16 protein-coding genes and 2 pseudogenes are annotated in these 17,860 nt (G+C 71.0%); 10 read left to right on the forward strand and 8 right to left on the reverse strand.

What is annotated here, in order from left to right:
• Positions 1 to 530: pseudogene (locus tag BGN97_RS11055) on the reverse strand (Glu/Leu/Phe/Val dehydrogenase dimerization domain-containing protein); the annotation flags it as partial.
• Between the two features lie 89 nt (positions 531 to 619).
• Positions 620 to 3,286, reverse strand: coding sequence for a phosphoenolpyruvate carboxylase (locus BGN97_RS11060; RefSeq protein ID WP_292701283.1), 2,667 nt, complete (start codon positions 3,284 to 3,286; stop codon positions 620 to 622).
• Positions 3,287 to 3,389: 103 nt separating this feature from the next.
• Here BGN97_RS11060 and BGN97_RS11065 point away from each other — a divergent pair, with 103 nt between their 5' ends.
• Both BGN97_RS11065 and BGN97_RS11070 read left to right on the forward strand, forming a co-directional pair.
• Positions 3,390 to 4,553 carry a Na+/H+ antiporter NhaA gene (locus tag BGN97_RS11065; protein ID WP_292701286.1) on the forward strand — a complete coding sequence of 388 codons (1,164 nt, stop codon included), beginning with the start codon at positions 3,390 to 3,392 and terminating at the stop codon, positions 4,551 to 4,553.
• Between the two features lie 70 nt (positions 4,554 to 4,623).
• Positions 4,624 to 5,256 (forward strand): MazG family protein, encoded by a 633-nt coding sequence (locus BGN97_RS11070; RefSeq protein ID WP_292702170.1) that lies wholly within the window; start codon positions 4,624 to 4,626, stop codon positions 5,254 to 5,256.
• A 78-nt stretch (positions 5,257 to 5,334) separates the two neighbouring features.
• On the opposite strand, the gene BGN97_RS11075 is transcribed toward BGN97_RS11070, so the two are convergent.
• Positions 5,335 to 5,883 (reverse strand): GNAT family N-acetyltransferase, encoded by a 549-nt coding sequence (locus tag BGN97_RS11075; RefSeq protein ID WP_292701289.1) that lies wholly within the window; start codon positions 5,881 to 5,883, stop codon positions 5,335 to 5,337.
• Positions 5,884 to 6,085: 202 nt separating this feature from the next.
• Between BGN97_RS11075 and BGN97_RS11080 the strand changes: the two are divergent.
• A pseudogene (locus BGN97_RS11080) lies at positions 6,086 to 7,326 on the forward strand (ATP phosphoribosyltransferase regulatory subunit).
• A gap of 204 nt (positions 7,327 to 7,530) precedes the next feature.
• Positions 7,531 to 8,316 carry an SGNH/GDSL hydrolase family protein gene (locus BGN97_RS11085; RefSeq protein WP_292701292.1) on the forward strand — a complete coding sequence of 262 codons (786 nt, stop codon included), beginning with the start codon at positions 7,531 to 7,533 and terminating at the stop codon, positions 8,314 to 8,316.
• 123 nt (positions 8,317 to 8,439) lie between these two features.
• Here BGN97_RS11085 and BGN97_RS11090 read toward each other — a convergent pair whose 3' ends face one another.
• Positions 8,440 to 8,973, reverse strand: a complete 534-nt coding sequence (locus tag BGN97_RS11090; RefSeq protein WP_292701294.1) for a VOC family protein — start codon at positions 8,971 to 8,973, stop codon at positions 8,440 to 8,442.
• 81 nt (positions 8,974 to 9,054) lie between these two features.
• Between BGN97_RS11090 and BGN97_RS11095 the strand changes: the two genes are divergently transcribed.
• On the forward strand, positions 9,055 to 9,831 hold the full coding sequence (locus tag BGN97_RS11095; protein WP_292701297.1) for a helix-turn-helix domain-containing protein: 777 nt from the start codon (positions 9,055 to 9,057) through the stop codon (positions 9,829 to 9,831).
• A gap of 6 nt (positions 9,832 to 9,837) precedes the next feature.
• Here the strand turns inward: BGN97_RS11095 and BGN97_RS11100 are convergent, their stop codons facing one another.
• Positions 9,838 to 11,070 (reverse strand): APC family permease, encoded by a 1,233-nt coding sequence (locus BGN97_RS11100; protein WP_292701300.1) that lies wholly within the window; start codon positions 11,068 to 11,070, stop codon positions 9,838 to 9,840.
• A gap of 106 nt (positions 11,071 to 11,176) precedes the next feature.
• Positions 11,177 to 11,650 carry a DUF4442 domain-containing protein gene (locus BGN97_RS11105; RefSeq protein WP_292701303.1) on the reverse strand — a complete coding sequence of 158 codons (474 nt, stop codon included), beginning with the start codon at positions 11,648 to 11,650 and terminating at the stop codon, positions 11,177 to 11,179.
• Between the two features lie 131 nt (positions 11,651 to 11,781).
• Here BGN97_RS11105 and BGN97_RS11110 point away from each other — a divergent pair, with 131 nt between their 5' ends.
• From BGN97_RS11110 to BGN97_RS11130, 5 genes are read left to right on the forward strand one after another with little or no spacing between them, the layout of a single operon-like run.
• Positions 11,782 to 12,132, forward strand: a complete 351-nt coding sequence (locus tag BGN97_RS11110) for a GntR family transcriptional regulator (protein ID WP_292701306.1) — start codon at positions 11,782 to 11,784, stop codon at positions 12,130 to 12,132.
• On the forward strand, positions 12,129 to 13,166 hold the full coding sequence (locus BGN97_RS11115; RefSeq protein ID WP_292701309.1) for a DUF1648 domain-containing protein: 1,038 nt from the start codon (positions 12,129 to 12,131) through the stop codon (positions 13,164 to 13,166). Before BGN97_RS11110 ends, BGN97_RS11115 begins: the two co-directional genes overlap by 4 nt.
• A 16-nt stretch (positions 13,167 to 13,182) precedes the next feature.
• Positions 13,183 to 14,151 (forward strand): CPBP family intramembrane glutamic endopeptidase, encoded by a 969-nt coding sequence (locus tag BGN97_RS11120; RefSeq protein ID WP_292701312.1) that lies wholly within the window; start codon positions 13,183 to 13,185, stop codon positions 14,149 to 14,151.
• Positions 14,152 to 14,210: 59 nt separating this feature from the next.
• Entirely contained in the window at positions 14,211 to 15,260 is a 1,050-nt protein-coding gene (locus BGN97_RS11125; RefSeq protein ID WP_292701315.1) for a DUF1648 domain-containing protein, read from the forward strand.
• A 46-nt stretch (positions 15,261 to 15,306) separates the two neighbouring features.
• A complete protein-coding gene (locus BGN97_RS11130) occupies positions 15,307 to 15,966 on the forward strand; it encodes an O-methyltransferase (RefSeq protein ID WP_292701317.1) in 660 nt (219 codons plus the stop codon).
• A 43-nt stretch (positions 15,967 to 16,009) separates the two neighbouring features.
• On the opposite strand, the gene BGN97_RS11135 is transcribed toward BGN97_RS11130, so the two are convergent.
• Together BGN97_RS11135 and BGN97_RS11140 are read right to left on the reverse strand one after the other, a co-directional pair.
• Complete coding sequence (locus BGN97_RS11135) at positions 16,010 to 17,038, reverse strand: LacI family DNA-binding transcriptional regulator (protein ID WP_292701319.1); 1,029 nt, start codon at positions 17,036 to 17,038, stop codon at positions 16,010 to 16,012.
• Positions 17,039 to 17,057: 19 nt separating this feature from the next.
• On the reverse strand, positions 17,058 to 17,860 hold an 803-nt coding region (locus BGN97_RS11140), incomplete at its 5' end, for a ribokinase (protein WP_292701320.1).

Genomic DNA, 17,860 nt, shown 5'->3' on the forward strand with positions numbered 1-17,860 from the left:
TTCATGAACGACTGGCAGAACCGCATGACCTCGGCCTCGCTCTTGCCGTGCGGGTCGAAGTTCGATCCGCCCTTGCCGCCGCCGATGCCCTGACCGGTGAGCGCGTTCTTGAAGATCTGCTCGAAGCCGAGGAACTTGATGATCGAGATGTTGACCGAGGGGTGGAAGCGCAGACCGCCCTTGTACGGGCCGAGCGCCGAGTTGTACTGCACGCGGTATCCGCGGTTGACCCGCAGCCGGCCGCTGTCGTCGATCCACGGCACGCGGAAGATGATCTGGCGCTCGGGCTCGACCAGGCGCTCCAGGATGCCGTTCTCGATGTACTTCGGGTGCCGCTCGAGCACCGGGCCGATGGAGTGCAGCACCTCGTGCACTGCCTGGTGGAACTCCGGCTCGTTCGGGTTGAGCGAGCGCACCGTGTCGAAGATCGGCTGTGCGGCAGCGCTGAGCGGATGGAAGTCGGCAGTGGTTTCGGTCACGCGGGAAGCTTTCTCGGAGAGGGATGGGGGATGCGAGCGATCGTGTCGCATGGATGCTTCGCCGGATCAGGCTGATTTTCACCCTACAACGATCGCCGGAGGGCCCTGGCGGACGTGTCAGCCGGGCCCCGCGACAGGTCTCACCCGGTGTTCTGCAGGCCGGCCGCGACCCCGCTGACCGAGAGCAGCAGCAGGCGCTGCAGATCGGCATCCGGCACGGGTTCGACCGTGGAGGGCGTGCGCAGGGCGCGCAGCGCCCGCAGCTGCAGCAGCGAGAGCGCGTCCACGTACGGGGTGCGCAGCTGCACGGCGCGCTGCAGGATCGGCTTGTTCTGCAGCAGGGCGTCGCCGCCCGTGAGCCGGATGACCCATTCGCGGGTCAGCCGCAGCTCGTCGAGCACGATGGCGGCGAGGTCGTCGCGGTCGCCCAGCGCCAGGTACTGCCGCGCGATGCGCTCATCGGTCTTCGCCAGGCTCATCGCCACGTTGTCGACCATCGTGTGCAGCAGCGGCCACTCGCGGTACGCCTCGCGCAGCGCGGCCTCGTCGCCCACGGCCTCCAGCGCGGTGCCCAGCCCGAACCAGCCGGCCAGGTTGATGCGCGCCTGCGTCCACGCGAACACCCACGGGATGGCCCGCAGATCCTCCAGCGACTCGACGGAGAGTCCGCGTCGCGCGGGACGGGAGCCGAGCGCGAGCAGGCCGATCTCCTCCATCGGGGTGACGGTCGCGAACCAGGGGGCGAAGCCCTCCGCCGCCACCAGCGAGAAGAACCGCTCACGGGATGCCGTGTCCATCGTGGCGGCGATCGGTGCGAAGCGCTCGGCCGCGCCGCTGGTGCGCTGCTCGACCGAGGGCGAGGAGGCCAGCAGGGTGGCGGCGGCCACCTGATCGATGTGTCGCATCGCGATGGCGGGCTCGCCGTAGCGGGCGAAGATCACCTCGCCCTGCTCGGTGAGCTTGAACCGGCCGTCGACGGAGTGCGGCGGCTGGGCGAGGATCGCCGAGTTCGCCGGGCCGCCCCCGCGGCCGAGCGCGCCGCCGCGGCCGTGGAAGAGGGTGAGCCGGATGCCGGCGTCCACCGCCCACTGCGCGATGTCGCGCTGCGCCTCGTAGAGGGCGAGGTTCGCCGCCACCGGACCGACGTCCTTCGACGAGTCCGAATAGCCGAGCATGACCTCGAGGCGGTTGCCGGTGGCGTCCAGCCGGGCACGGAACTCGGGGAACTCCACGACCTCGGCCAGGATGCCGGGTGCGGCCTGCAGGTCGGCGAACGTCTCGAACAGCGGGACGACGTCCAGCACCGGGGCGTCCTCGCCCAGCGCATAGGCGGCGAGGCGGTGCACGGCCGCGAGGTCGGCCGCCGACCGGGTGAAGGAGACGACGTAACGGCCCGCGGCCCGCAGGCCGTAGCGCTTCTGGATGTCCGCCACCGCGCGGAAGACCTCGAGCACCTCCTGGGTGCGCTCGCTGAGCTCGCCGCCCGCATCCAGCTCCGCCAGCGCCTCGGCGTGCACCTGCGAGTGCTGACGCACCTCGAGCTCGGTCAGGTGGAAGCCGTAGGTCTCCACCTGCCAGATCAGATGCTGCACGCCGCCGAACGCGTGCCGGGTGGCGCCGGCGGCGGCCAGCGAGGACTGCACGGTCCGAAGGTCCGCCAGCAGCTCCTCGGGCGCGGAGTAGGCGTCGTCGTCGCCGACCCGGGTGGCGTGCACGCGATGCGCGAGCGAGAGCACGACGCGACGATGCGGCTCGTCGGGGGAGCGCTTGGCGATCGCGGCCGCCAGCTCCGGCTGCGCCTGCTCGAACGCGGTCCACAGCGCCTCGACCGCGGTGCTCGGCGGGGTGCCCTCGGCATCCAGCGTGAGGGTGCGCCCGATCCGCTCGATGGAGCGCTCGATGCCGCGCAGCACGTGGTCCGCGGCGATCTCCGCGGCCTCCCTGGTGACGGCTGCCGTGACGAACGGGTTGCCGTCGCGATCGCCGCCCACCCAGGAGCCCACCCGGACGAATGCCGGGACGAGGGGGGCGCCGTTGCCCGATCCCTCGCCTCGGAGTGCGTCGTCGATCCGCCGGTAGACGTGCGGGACGGTGGTGAACAGGGTCTCGTCGAACACGCTCATCACCGTGCGCACCTCGTCGGTGGGGGACGGCTTCTGGGCGCGCAGCGGCGCGGTGCGCCACAGCGTGTCGATCTCCTCCAGCATCCGGCGGTGCGCGCGCGCCTGCTCAGCGCCGCCCGCGCTCGCCGCGTCGTTCTGCGTGAGCAGCTCGGACAGCCGGCGGATGCTGCTGGAGACGGCGCGCCGGCGCGCCTCGGTGGGATGCGCCGTGAACACCGGGTGGAAGCGCAGCTCGGAGAGGCGCTCGCGGGCCTCCTCCTCGCCGACCTCGCGGCGCAGCTGCGCGAACGCCGTGGCGACCGTGTCGGCGGCGTCCTCCCGGCCCGGCTGCCCGGCGCGCTCGCGCAGCACGCGCACGCGCTGGTGCTCCTCGGCGAGGTTCACCAGGTGGAAGTAGCAGGTGAAGGCGCGCGCGACCTCGTCCGCGCGCTCGATCGTGAACGAGTCGGCGATGGACGCCGCGCGCGCGAACGCCTCATCATCGGCATCCGCCGCCTGGATGGTCGCCAGCCGCAGCCGCTCGACGTCCTCGAACAGGCCGGGGCTGCCCGACTCGCGCAGCACCTGACCGAGCAGCCCGCCCAGCATGCGCACATCCGAGCGCATGCTGTCCGGAATGCCGTTGGACGCTTCGAAACGGGTGATGACGCGGATGGCTTCGGTGTTCGTCGGCTCGAGGGTCATGTTCCCGAGCGTAACCCGGGCACGCACGGCATCCGTTCTTCGTGACAGGTGATCGGATGCCGTCTCCGGGGGCCTCGGAACCCGACGACCTACGATGGAGGGGATGCGCATCTCGGCAAACCCCCTTCGTGGTCAGCAGTTCCCCTCCGCCCTCCTTCTGGCCGCCGCGGCCCTCGGGCTGCTGCTGGCCAATCTGTCCACCCACGACGGGATCGCCGCGGTGCTGGAGGCGCACATCGCGATCCCCGGCACCGCCCTCGACCTGTCGGTCGAGGAATGGGTGGCCGACGGACTGCTGGCGATCTTCTTCCTGGTCGTCGCGATCGAGCTGAGGCATGAGCTCACCCACGGTGAGCTGAACTCGGTGCGCAAGGCCGTGCAGCCTGCGATCGCCGCTGCCGGCGGCGTGATCGTGCCGATCCTCGTCTACCTGCTCATCGCCGGCGGCGGTGAGACGCACGTCGGCTGGCCGATTCCCACGGCGACCGACATCGCCTTCGCGCTCGGCGTGCTGGCCATGTTCGGCAAGGGACTGCCGACGGCCGTGCGCGTCTTCCTGCTCGCTCTCGCGATCCTCGACGACATCATCGGCATCATCTTCATCGCCGTGCTGTTCGCGCACGACGTGGACTGGCTGATGTTCGGGCTCTCCGTGGTCGCCGTCGCGGTGTTCTGGGCGCTCAGCCACTGGCTGCACGCCACGGGGCACTCCGGCATCGCGGTGGCCATGGGCGTGGTCGGCGTGATCGCCTGGGGTCTCATGGCGGTCTCCGGCATCCACGCCACGATCGCCGGCGTGCTGCTCGGACTGGTGATGGCGCCCGTTCCCGCGGAGCGCGTGCGGCACGCGCTGGAGCCGACGGTGAACGGGCTGATCCTTCCCGTGTTCGCGTTCGTGGCGGCCTTCGTCGTGATCCCGCAGGTGTCGCCGGCGCAGCTGTCGCCCGCCTTCTGGGGCATCGTCGTCGCCCTGCCGGTCGGCAAGGTGGTCGGCATCACGCTGTTCGGCTGGCTGAGCCTGCAGCTGCGCCCGCGCGGAACGGCGCCGGCGCTGGTGCTGCCGGACCTGATCGCAGCCGGCGTGCTCGGCGGCATCGGATTCACCGTGTCCCTGCTGCTCGCCAACCTCGCGTTCGCCGGGGGTGGCGACATCCGGGACGAGGCGATCCTGGGTGTGCTGGCCGGTTCGCTGATCGCTCTCGTGCTGTCGGGTGTGATCGTCTCGATGCGTGCGCGTCACTACCGGATGCTGGCGAAGACCGCCTGAGGAGGACGCCGTGACCGATCCTGATCCGCTGCGCGACGTGTCCGACCCGCTGCGCGCCGCGGCCGATACCATGCGGCAGGTGCGGGAGCGCTGCGTGTGGTCGCAGCGGATCACGCACCGGGACCTCGTGCCGTATCTGATCGAGGAGTCGCACGAGGTGATAGACGCCGTCGAGGCCGGAGATCGCGCTGAGCTGCGCGAGGAGCTCGGCGACCTGCTCTGGCAGGTGCTGTTCCACTCCGCCGTCGCCGCGCAGGATGAGGACGATCCGTTCGACATCGACGACGTGGCCCGCGGCCTCACCGAGAAGATGGTGCGCCGGCATCCGCACGTCTTCGGCGACGCCGTGGCCGCCACGCCCGAAGAGGTGCTCGTGCACTGGAACGCGGCCAAGGCCGCCGAGAAGCGCGAGCGGCGCAGCGTGCTGGACGGGGTGCCCGCCGGCATGCCGGCGCTGGCGCGCGCGCAGAAGGTGCTCGGACGGGCCGCGAAAGTCGTCGATCCGTCCCCAGTCGTGGATCCGACCCCGGTGGTCGAGCGAGCCGCAGGCGAGACGAAACGCATCGCCTCCGAATCCGCCCTCGGCGACGCCCTCCTCGCTCTGGTGGCCCAGGCCCGCGAGAACGGCTGGGACGCGGAGCGCGCCCTGCGCGAGCGCCTCCGCCGGCTCGAGGACGAGGTCCGCGCGGCCGAGGCCGGCTGAGGCGATCATCCGATTTCGAATCGCTCAAGTTGCTGTATCGTGCGCCGAAATGCAGCAACTTGAGCGATTCGAAACCGCTCAGCGGTGAGTCGGTGCCCAGTACCGGCGCATTCCATTGTGGGAGTCCTGATAGATCCCGCCGTTCCGCTCGATCATTCGTGCCGAGGGGACATTGTCCTCATCGCAGGTGATCAGCACGCGCTCCAGCCCGATGGCGGAGGCTTCGACGAGCGCATCGGCCAGCGCGCGCCCGGCGAGGCCCTCGCCACGACGTGACGGACGGATCGAGTAGCCGATGTGCCCGCCGGTCTCGAGGAGCGCGGGGTTCAGGCTGCGTCGGAGGGCGAGGAATCCGACCCACGCACCGTCGTCGTCGAGAACCCAGAACCACGAGCTCTTGACCCGTCCGGGGTGGGGCGGGACGGACTCGTCGGCCTCCTCGGCGAGCATCGCGAGCCAGGTCGCGTAGCCGTCCGGGGTGAGAACCGGGACCCGCGGTTCCCGGTTGCCGTGGAATCCGGACCCCACGAGCTCGGTCGACTCCGGGCCGCCGTAGTCCTCGATCAGCTGGACCCATTCGGCGAAGCGGCCGGCGGAGGGAAGCACGAGCACAGGAGCGGCGCTCATGCCGCGGCCGGTGCCGCGACGGTCGGGCGCGCATCGTTCTCGGGCATGCGTCCACTATGCCAACCGTGCGGCTCCGGTGCCTGACGGCGCGATCGAGAAAGGCCGCGAGGCCGGCGGCTGCGCGCTCTGAGCATCCGGCGCGCAGGACTCCGTTCGCACCTGGAAAGATGGACGGGTGGCAAACGTGAACCCGCCGCGCGGAATGCGCGACTTCCTCCCCGCAGACAAGGCCCGACGCGAGCGTGTGCTCGCCGTCATCCGCGAGCGCTACCGCGCGCACGGCTTCGACGAGATCGAGACCCCCGTGGTCGAGGAGTACGACCGGCTGCATGCCGGCATCGGCGGCGACAACGAGAAGCTGTCGTACAACATCCTGCGCCGCGGGCTCGACGCCGATGCGATCCGCGAGGCCGCCGACGACCCCGCGGCGCTCAGCGACCTGGGCCTGCGCTACGACCTGACCGTGCCGCTCGCGCGCTTCTACGCCACCAACCGGGGTCAGCTGCCCGCCGTCTTCCGCTCGATCCAGATCGGCCCCGTGTGGCGTGCCGAGAGGCCGAGTTCGTGCAGTGCGACATCGACATCATGGGCGACGAGAGCGCCCGCGCCGAGGCCGAGCTGATCGTGGCGTCCCTCGACACCATCGACGCACTCGGGCTCGAGGGCGGCATGGTGCGGGTCAACGACCGGCGCGCGCTGGAGTGGATGCTCGACTCCTTCGGCTTCACCGAGGACGAGCGTCCCGGGGTGCTGATCACGATCGACAAGCTCGACAAGATCGGGCCGGACGGCGTGGCCGCCGAGCTGCGCGAGCGCGGTGCGACGTCATGCGCGGTCGACGCCTTCGCCGCGTTCCTCGTGCGTCCCCAGACCATGGAGTACAACCCCTACGGCGAGCGGCAGATCCGCAAGGCGCTGCCCGAGGGCGCACCCGACGAGCTGGTCGAGCACCTGGTCGGACTCGGCGAGGCCGTGGTCGCGGCCCGCCCGGGCGCCGGTGAGCCGCCGCTCGTCTACGACCCGTTCCTGGTGCGCGGCATGGGCTACTACACCGGCACGATCTTCGAGCTCGCGCACCCCTCGGTGGGCTATTCGCTGGGCGGTGGCGGGCGCTACGACGGCATGATCGGCCGGTTCCTCGGCCAGCAGGTGCCCGCGGTGGGCTTCTCGATCGGCTTCGAGCGGATCGTCGACCTGGTCGCCGAGCAGGAGGCCGACGCCGCGCAGGCGGTCGTGCTCGTGCACGACGCCGACGTGCCGGTGCCCGAGCTGCTGGCGCACAAGGCGGCCCTGGTGGCGAACGGCGGACGCGTGCGCCTGGAGCGCCGCCCGAAGAACCTCAAGGGACTGCTGGAGCGCTCCGCGGCCGACGGCTACACCGGCTTCGTCTCGGTGCGCGCCGGTGACGAGCCGGGCTCGGCGGAGGTCAAGCCGCTGGGCTGAGCGGCATCCGCCGGCCTTGGCGGCACACTCCGGGGGCCGACACGCCACATTTCGGACGGATTCGCGGGAAACGTCCGCGATCTGGCGTGTCGGCCCCCGATCTGTGCCACCCGCGGGTGACGGACACTGGTCAGCCGGCGTCTTCCGAAGACCCGTCCTCCGGTGTTCATGCGCCGTTCACGCCCGGACGCTGGGATCGGACGCATGAACCCCGTCCGCCCAGCGCTCCTGACCGTCGCCGCGCTCGCCGCTGCCGCCATCGGCGTCCGCCTCGGCCTCGCACGGCAGGCGGCGATCGCCCGTCGTCGCATCGGCAAGCCCCTGGGGGAGGACGCGCTCGCGGTGGACCGCGTGTGGCGGAGGCGCCTGCCCGGCGACCCGATCGACCTGCTCATCGTCGGCGACTCGCTCGCGGCGGGGCTCGGGGCGAGCCGCCGGAAGGAGACGCTCGGCGGGCGGCTCGCGAAGGGCCTCGCCGAGCGGACCGGCCGTCCCGTCCGTCTGCGGTCGCTCGCCGTGGTCGGATCGGAGTCTCCGGACCTCGCCGCCCAGCTCGACCGGCTGACGCCCGAGGACCGGACGGACGTGGCCGTGATCGTCGTCGGCGGCAACGACGTGACGCACCGCATCCCCGTGACCGAATCGGTCGGACATCTCGTCGCGGCGATCCAGCGACTGCAGGAGCGCGGTGCGCGGGTCGTCGTCGGCACCTGCCCGGACCTCGGCGCGCTGCGGCCCGTGCCGCAACCGCTGCGCACGCTGGCATCCCGGCTCTCCCGCCGGCTGGCGGAGGCGCAGGCCGAGGGTGCGGCGCGCGCCGGTGCGGCATCCGTCTCCCTGCGCCGCACCGTCGGCCCGCTGTTCCTCGATGAGCCCGAGCAGATGTTCAGCCTGGACCGGTTCCACCCGAGCGCGCTCGGCTATCGCCGCACAGCCGAGGCGCTGCTCCCCGTCGTCGCCGCCGCCCTGACGGCGCCCGTTGCCCGCTGACGCCGATACACTCCGGGGGCCGACACGCCAGATTGCGGACGGATTCGCGGGAAACGTCCGAGAAGTGGCGTGTCGGCCCCCGATCCGTGCCATCGACCGGCGTCCGGCCCAGGCGGGTGCCGGTCAGCCGGCGTTGTCCTCCGGGGCGGACGAGAACGATGCCGCCCACTCGGCGACGCGGCGGGCGCTCTCCTCCTCGGAGAGGTCCTCGACGCGGCTCATCACCGACCAGCGCACCCCGAAGGGATCGCGGATGCTGGCGAACCGGTCGCCCGACACGAAGTCCGACGGCGCCTCGCGCACCACGGCTCCGGCCTCCACGGCGCGGGCGACCACAGCATCGACGTCGGGGACGTAGATGCCCATCGAGTAGCAGTCGTCCTCGCCCTGGGGCGGGGCGACGAGGTGGTACTCCGGCGAGGGCTCGCCCAACTGCAGGCCGCCGAGACCGAAGTCCAGGTCGGCGTGCGCGACGACGCCGCCGAACTCGGTGACGTCGATCACCCGTGCGCCGAACACGTCGCGGTAGAACGCGATGGCCGCCGCCGCGTCCGGGATCGCGAGGAAGGGCGTCAGCGAGGTGGAGCGGTTCGGGCGCCCGTCGGTGGTGTGGATGCCGGTGAGGCCGGTGGTCGTCTGCTGCTGCGTGGTTTCCATGCTCCGACCGTACGAGCGGCCACGGAGTCGGGGCTTGGAGATTCGCGACAGATGTCCGGCGTCCCGCCTATCGTCGGTGGAATGATCGATGCGCGACGCGGAGTCCTGTATCCCGACCGGATGCCCCGCTTCCACCGCCTGCCGCCGATGCCGGAGGCGCAGCACCTGGTCGCGTGGTTCTGGATCCCGGAATGGGATCTCGGACCGGGGGAGACGTCGCGTCAGGATGTGGTCGCCTATCCGGCGCTGAACCTCGTCGTGGAGCCCTCCGGAGTGCAGCTGGTCGGAGCCACGACCGCGGCCACACATCGCGACCTGACCGGCAGAGGGTGGGCCGTCGGCGCGCTGCTCCGTCCCGCCGCCGTCCCGGCGCTGGCCGAGAAGCCCTCTGAACTGCGGGACTCGTGGGCGGGCCTGTCCGCTCCCGACCTGCTCGAGCCCGTCGCCGCTGCGATGGACGGTGATGACGACGATCGCCTGCTGCGCGCGGTCGCGATCATGTCGCGCTGGCTGGCCGAGCGTGCTGGAGAGCCGACGGATGCCGGGCTGCAGGCCAATGCGATGTCCGAGCTGCTCATGACCGACGCCGGCATCCGCACCTCCGAGCAGGCGGCCACCCGACTCGCGGTCTCGCTGCGGACGCTGCAGCGCATGACGCACCGCTACGTCGGCCTGCCGCCCCTCGCCATGATCCGGCGTCGACGGCTGCAGGAGGCGGCGCAGCGGCTGCGGGACGACCCCGGAATCGACCTCGCGGCTCTCGCGGCCGAGCTGGGCTACGCCGATCATGCGCATCTCACCGGTGACTTCCGCACCGTGCTCGGCATGGCGCCGAGCGGCTACCGGCAGGAGCTCTGATCCCCGTCAGGACCGCGCCGCGAACCGCAGTCGCAGCAGACGGTAGGCGATACCGGCCAGGACGATCTCCGCGCCGACGATGACCCCGAGCACGGGGAGCGTGACCACGAGAGCCAGGCATCCGAGCATCCCGATCACCTGCAGCGCTCTCGGATAGCGGCGCACGTCGGCGGACTGCCGCCAGGCCGAGGCGTTCGCCAGCAGGTAGTAGAGCAGGACGCCGAAGGACGAGAAGCCGATCGCGCCGCGCAGGTCGGCGATCAGCACCACGGAGATCACGATCACTCCGATCGTGATCTCCGCCCGGCGGGGCACCTGCCAGCGCGGGTCGATCGCGGCGAGCCAGCGGGGCAGATCCGCCTCGCGGGCCATGGCCAGCGTGGTGCGTCCGATGCCCGTGAGCAGTGCCAGAAGCGCGCCGAGTGATGCCGCGGCGGCGGCGATCCGAACGACCGGGCCGGCCCAGGTCCAGCCGGCTGCTGCGGCGACGTCGGCGACCGGATGCGCGCTGCCCACGGCATCCGCTCCGAGCGTCAATGTGACCGACAGGGCGATCAGGACGTAGACGACGACGGCGCCGGCGAGGGCGAGCACGATCGCGCGCGGGATGCTGCGCGCGGGGTCCGCGACCTCCTCGCCCATGGTCGCGATGCGCGCGTACCCGGCGAAGGCGAAGAAGAGCAGGCCCGCCCCCTGCAGCACCCCGTAGGCGGTGGCATCAGGCAGGGGCGCCGGCGCGGCGCTCGCGGCAGACGAGAACCCGGCCGCGACGACGACGGCCAGTCCCAGCAGCGAGACGACCACCAGGATGCGGGTGAGGGCCGCCGTGCGCGTCACGCCGAAGCAGTTCACGGCCGCCAGCGCTGCCACGGCGATGACCGCGACGGGCGTGCGCCATCCCTCGGGTGCGGCGTAGGCGGCGAAGGTCATGGCCATCGCGGCGCAGCTGGCCGTCTTGCCGATCACGAAGCACCAGCCGGCGATGAATCCCGTCCAGGGGCCGATCTCGGCTCGGGCGTACGCGTACGTGCCGCCGGACACCGGATGCACCGCCGCGAGCTGCGCGGAGGAGGTGGCGTTGCAGAACGCGACGACGGCGGCGATCGCCAGGGCGACGAGGATGCCGGATCCCGCCGCGCCCAGTGCGGGGGCCCAGACGGCGAAAACGCCTGCGCCGATCATCGAGCCGAGGCCGATGGACACGGCATCCGTGAGGGTCAGGCGGCGTGCGAGGGGCATCCGCCCATCCTGACACCGCGCGGTGAACGGCGGGTGACCTGCTCTCGGTCAGACCGCGTGATCGGCCCGGCTTCTCGCGGGCCCGCCGATCGGGCGGCCGGGGCGCCTACGACCGACCGGCCTCGGTGACGCGCTTCTTCTCGCGCACGTAGACCTCGCGTCGCACCCGCGCGACGACATCGCCCTCGGCGTCGGTGATCTCGGTCTCGAACCACTCCAGCACCTTCGCGCCGCCCCGGGCGCGTGCGCGCAGCTCTTCGGCCTTGTCCTTCGGCACCGAGAACTCGGCGGTCAGCACGCCCCGTCCCGGCTTGACGAACTCGATCTCGCCGCGGGTGTCCCAGACGACGTGATCCCGGCCGAGCTGGTGCATCACGAGCATGAAGAAATACGGGTCGGTCATCGCGGACATCGACCCGCCGAACGCCGTCTTCACATAGTTGCGGGTGAAGACGTTCACGTGCAGCTCGACTGTCGCGTGGGTCCAGTCCTCGCTGAAGCGGCGTACGCGGATGCCGCTGAACAGGTTCGGGATCCACAGGCTCATGCCCAGGGCCAGGCGTCGGGGAGTCATGCGCATGCCTGTCAGTCTGCGCACCCGCATCGGCTCTGGCCGCTTTCGCTGGAGCGAACCGACAAAAGTCGGCGGAGGTAGTTCTACTTGTACTAGTTGTTCTAGCTGCGATAGATTAATCCCATGGAGGTGATCCCATGCTGATCAGAGTCGAACCCGACAGCGCGACGCCGCTGTTCGAGCAGATCGCGGCGTCGGTGCGCGCCGAGGTACTCGCCGGCCGGCTGCATCCGGGGGACCGCCTTCCGGCCGCCCGCGAGCTCGCCGCCGGCATCGACGTCAACGTGCACACCGCCCTGCGCGCCTACCAGCAGCTGCGCGACGAAGGGCTCATCGAGCTCCGCCGCGGCCGCGGCGCCGTCGTGTCGGCATCCGCCGCACCGCTCGCGGAACTCGCCGATGAGATCGCGGCTCTCGTCCGCCGCGGCGCCGAACTCGGACTCACCCCGGCCACGCTGGCCGCGATCGTCAAGGAGATGACGTCATGACCGACCGTTCCGCCGAGCAGTCCGTGACCGCGCAGCACGCGAGCGACCTGCGTCGCGCGCGCCGGATGCTCGTCATCATCGGCCTGGTGGGCCCGGCCGTGATCACGGCTGTCGTCGTCGCGCTCATCATCGCCTGGCTGCCGTCGCTGCCCGACCCGGCCGCCACGCACTGGGGAGTCGGCGGGGTCGATCGCCTCGGCTCGCCCAGCATGTATCCGTGGCTTGCGATCGGCGTGGGTCTGGGGCTTCCCGTCCTCATGGTCGGCATGGTGCTGGCGATGGGACGCACGCAGTGGGGCGGGGCCTCGCGCCTGCTGGGCGGCATGGCGCTGGGACTGTCGGGGCTCAGCGCCGTCATCAACGGAGGATCCGTCGCGCTGCAGCGGGGATTGTCGGAGGCCGCCCAGGTGGGGCCTATCTGGCCGGTCGTGACCGGTGGCTTCTGCGCCCTGCTGGTGCTGACCGCGGTCGGATGGGTGCTTCAGCCCGATGTGCGTCCCACGCCGGCGAAGCCGCTCGAGGCCGCGCATCTCGCGTCGATCTCCGCGGGGGAGCGCGTGGTGTGGATGGCCACCGCCTCGATGTCGCGGGTCGCGATGCTGATCGTCGGACTCGTCGTCGTGCTCGTCGTCGGCATCACCGCTGTGATGGTGTTCGAGGCGCACGAGGCGTTCTGGATCCCGTTGCTCACGCTCGCGATCATCGGCTTCGCGTTCGCGACCTCGGCGTCCTTCCGGGTCCGGGCCGGCGCCGACGGGCTCACCGTCCGCTCGCAGGTGGGGTTCCCGAAGGTGCACGTCCCGCTCGACGAGATCGTGTCGGTGCGTGCAGTGGAGTGCCATCCCTTCGGCGAGTTCGGCGGCTTCGGCTGGCGGATCGGCCTGGACGGCCGCACCGGGATCGTGCTGCGCACCGGCCCCGCCATCGAGGTGGAGCGGCGCGACAAGCGGCCTCTGGTCGTGACGGTCGACGGCGCGGAGGTGGGCGCCGCGACCCTGCAGGCGTATCTCGACCGCAGAGATCCGGTGAAGTGAGAAGGAGGGTGTGGAGATGAGTGAGATCCGGAACACTGAGCGGATGCCGAAGGTCGGCCTGAGCGCGATCGTCGCCTACGTGCTGGTGGCGATGGGCCTGGCCTGGCTGGTGGCTCTTCCGCTCTGGCTGGGGAACGGGCTGGCGACCCCGGGGGCCACGCTGCTGCTGCCGGTGATGATGTATGCGCCCGCCGCCGCGGTGCTGATCGTGATGCTCGTGATGCGCCCGGTGCCCAGAGGACAGCGGCTGCGGTTCCTGGGCATGTGGCCGCTGCGCCCGGCGAAGCGAGTGATCTGGATGAGCGTGATCGCCGTCTTCGGTGTGTTCGCCGTGGTCCTTCTGGCACTCGCGCTTGCATCGATGCTCGGCTGGCTCAAGCTCGACCTGGTGAACTTCTCGGGCTACGAGCAGATCCTCAAGGCCAATCCCGCCGTGGCAGCGGCGGGGAAGGCCCTTCCGCCGGTCGGCCTGCTCATCCTGACCCAGCTGATCTCGATGCCGTTCGCCGCGATCACGATCAACGCGCTCGCAGCCTTCGGGGAGGAGCTCGGCTGGCGCGGCTTCCTGGTTCCAGCGCTGCGTCGATACGGCACCTGGACCGCCCTGCTGGTCAGCGGCGCGATCTGGGGTCTCTGGCACGCACCGGTCATCCTGCTCGGCTACAACTTCGGTCGCTCCGACATCGCCGGCGTGCTGCTGATGACCGGCGGATGCATCGCCTGGGGCGTCCTGTTCGGCTTCCTGAGGCTGCGGTCCGGATCGATGTGGCCGGCGGTGTTCGCGCACGGCGCGTTGAACGCCTCCGCAGGTCTCCCGCTCGTGCTGTATGCCGCTGGATCCCAGCCCGACCCGGCATTCGCTCTCGCCCTCGGCATCTCCGGCTCGATCGCGTGCGCCGTGGTGGCGGTGATACTGCTGCTGACCGGCCAGTTCCGCCGCCAGCCGGCGCTCGCGGAGTCGCATCCGAAGCATCCGACCGTCTGACCGTGTCGGAGAATGTGCTCCGGGTCGCGGCACCGCACCCTCCTGGCATGCTGGTCTCGATGAGCGATACGACCTCGACCCCCGATGTGCTCCGAGCCCGCGCTGTGTTCCTCCGGGTGGGGGTGATCGCTCCGCTGGTGCTGCTCGCCCTGTCGGTCGTGATCGTGGCGGCGTGGTTGCCGGAGCTTCCCGACCCGGTCGGCATCCACTGGTCCGGCGACGGCGGTCCCGACGGTTTCGCCCCGAAGGGCATGCTGTTCTTCACACCTGCGGTCGGGGCGGGCGTGGTCGGGCTGTTGGCCGTGCTCGCCTGGTTCGCTCACCGGATGCCCGGTGCTAATCGCGGGCTGCCGGCTGGGGCGCCCGTGCCGCAGTGGTCGCCGACGGCGCGGTTCCTGGGTGCGATCAACCTCGGCATGGGGCTGTTCATGGGGCTGCTCACCGTCAGCACGGCGGACGCCCAGCGTGGGCTCGCGGATGCCGCGGATGCTCCCGACATCACTCCGTGGATGTTCATCGGCTTCGGAGCTCTGATCGTCGGAACGATCATCGGCTGGTTCGCGCAGCCGCACGTCGCACCGATCGAGCCATGGGTGGCTGCGACGGGAACGCCGCCGCTCACCGACACGGAGCGGATGGCCTGGTTCGGCACCGCGACGATGGCCCGGACCGGCGTCGTGGTGCTCGGGGTCGCGATGCTGGTGCTCCTCGGCGTCACGGCATTCGTCGTGGCTCGTGCCCCCGAGGACGGCTGGGGCACCGCCTGGCTGCTGATCGGACTGTGCGCGCTCATGCTCGTGGTGATCTGCTGCATGTTCGCATTCCGGGTGCGCGTCGATCGGCGGGGGCTTCAGGTGCGCTCGCTGCTCGGATGGCCGAGCTCCCGGATCAGCCTGGACGACATCGAGCGCGTGCAGGTCGTGCCGGTGAACCCGCTCGCCGACTTCGGGGGCTGGGGCTGGCGCATCGCGATGGATGGCCGTCGTGGCGTGGTGCTGCGCACGGGTGAGGCGCTGCAGGTGACGCAGCGCAGCGGGCGCGTCTTCGTGGTGACGGTCGACGGTGCGGCCGACGCGGGTTCGGTGCTCCAGGCGCTGCGCGCGGGCTGAACCGGACGCGCTTGACCGCGCGCAGCCGCCGGGGTTGGCTGAGCACATGGACTCCACCCCGGCGGCCTGGCGGGCCGCAGACGACTTCCTCGCCGACACCCTCGTCGGGCACGATCCCGCACTCGAGGCGGCGCTCGACGCCCAGCGCGCGGCGGGCATGCCCGAGATCGAGGTCGCACCGGTCGCCGGCAAGCTGCTGAACCTGCTGGTGCGCATCTCCGGTGCCACCCGCGTCCTGGAGATCGGCACGCTCGGGGGGTATTCGACGATCTGGATGGCCCGTGGGGTGGGAGAGCAGGGCCGCGTCGTCACGATCGAGGCCGAGGCCGCGCACGCCGCCGTCGCCCGGGCGAGCATCGACGCGGCAGGCGTGGGGGACCGCGTCGACATCCGCATCGGCCGCGGCGCGGACGTGCTGCCGACGCTGGTCGGCTGGTTCGATCTGGTGTTCATCGACGCCGACAAGGAGTCGAACACGCTCTACCTGGACTGGGCGGCCAGGCTCGGCCATCCGGGCACCGTGGTCGTCGTCGACAACATCGGACGCGACGGGGAGATCGTGAACGACGCGAGTCCGGATCCCAAGGTCGTCGGAACCAGGGACGGACTGCGGATGCTGGGAGAGGATCCGCGTTTCGACGCGACGGCCCTGCAGACCGTGGGGATCAAGGGCTGGGACGGCTTCGCGATCGCGGTCGTCGTCTGAGGAGCATCCGCTCGGCGTCGACGACCGCGCAGGACGACCCCGGCTATTTGTGGGGATCGCACCCGCAGCTGCGTCCGATGACGAGCTGGCCACGGAACGGGGGGATCGGACGAGGGTCGCTCCGTGGCTCCGTGAGCAGGGCGTTCACTGCCGCCGCGGCCATCAGTTCGAGCGGCTGACGCACGCTGGTGAGCGGCGGGCTCATCCGAAGGCCGATGTCGGTGCCGTCGACGGAGATGATCGCCAGGTCCTCCGGCACGCGCAGCCCGAGTTCGGAGCAGGCCTGAAGCACTCCGATGGCCTGCACATCCGACGAGACGAACACGGCGCGAGGACTGCGAGGGCGGGAGTGATGCCGCGCGACACGGCCGAACAACGCATGCGCGGCCGACCGTCCGTCAGCCGCCGTGAAGTCAGCGTGCTCGATGAGATCGTCGCCGGCGGGGAGGCCTGCGGAAGTCAGTGTGTCGCGCCACCCGAGGATGCGGCGGTCGGCGCTGGTCGACAGCCAGGGTCCCGCGATCGCAGCGATCTCGGTGTATCCGTGCTCGATCAGGTGCTCGACGGCCAGCTGGGCGGCGTGCTCATTGTCGAACTGGACCTCATCGGATGTGCCGCGGACATGGCCGTGAGTGCTCTGGATGGAGACGACCGGGACGGTGCCCAGCACACTGCTGGCGAGTTGCGAGAAATGGTCGGTGGCGGCGATCACACCGTCGACGCGATGATCGACGACCGAGTGCAGGAACGGCAGGTGGCGCTCTCCCACGATGTCGGCGATTCCCAGGGTCAGGGCTAGCCCGTGGCTGGTGGCCTCGTTCGTGATCGCCTCCGTCAGCTCGGCGAAGAACGGATTGACAGGGCTCTCGGTGAGGAGGCCGATGACACGGGTCCTACCGCGGCGCAGCGCCGATGCGACAGCGTTGGGTCGGTAGCCGAGAGTGCTGATGGCCTGCTCGACCCGTTCCCGCGTACGGGCGGCGACGGGACGGGGACCGCCGTTGATCACGTACGAGACCACGGCCGGCGAGACACCTGCTGCCGCAGCGACGTCTGCTCGGGTGACGGCCATCAGCGACGGCCTCCAGACGTCAGGAAGTCGAGAGGCCCGGCACCGCCCCCAGATCCCGGATGCGCGCGTACGAGGCCTGCGCTCCGGGGCGGGCGACCGCGTAGCTTCCCGCGTGCACCCCGTAGGCCACGGCCGCCGTCAGGTCCGCTCCGCGGGCCAGCGCCGCAGAGAGCGCTCCGACGAAGGCGTCGCCCGCTCCCGTGGAGTCCACCACGGCGACCCGATCCCGCACCGGACAGTACCCGCTCCGCGAACCCTTCACCCACACTGCACCTCCTGCGCCGATCGTGATCACCGTGCTGCGCGGCCGGGGATGCAACTCCCGTGCGGCCCGCAGCGCGTCGTCGGAGGACCGCACGTCGATCCCTGTCAGCGCCGTGGCCTCGGCTGCGTTGAGAACCAGCGGGTCAGCCCTACGGATGGCATCATCGCACAGCCTCACCACCGGAGCGAGATTGAGCACCACCCGTGTGCCCGTCGACGCCAGGATCGCCGCTTCGATCGTCGCCACCGGTATCTCGCACTGGACGACGAGCACAGTGCCGGGTTCGGTACGGCGGACCGTCCGTTCGACTTTGGCAGCGGAGAGCCGGAAGTTGGCTCCGGCGACCACGGCGATCGAGTTCTCGCCGCGGTCGTCGACCCAGACGAAGGCCCGCCCGGTCTCGACGTCGTGCAGCACGGTCGTGTCCGAAATCTCGACGCCCTCCGCCCGCAGTTCGCGAAGCATGAGCGCACCGTCCGGATCGTCACCCACGCATCCGACGAAGCTCACCCGGGCGCCGAGCCGGGAGGCGGCGACGGCCTGATTCGCGCCCTTCC

The organism is Microbacterium sp. 69-10, assembly GCF_001897945.1.
Taxonomy (GTDB): domain Bacteria; phylum Actinomycetota; class Actinomycetes; order Actinomycetales; family Microbacteriaceae; genus Microbacterium.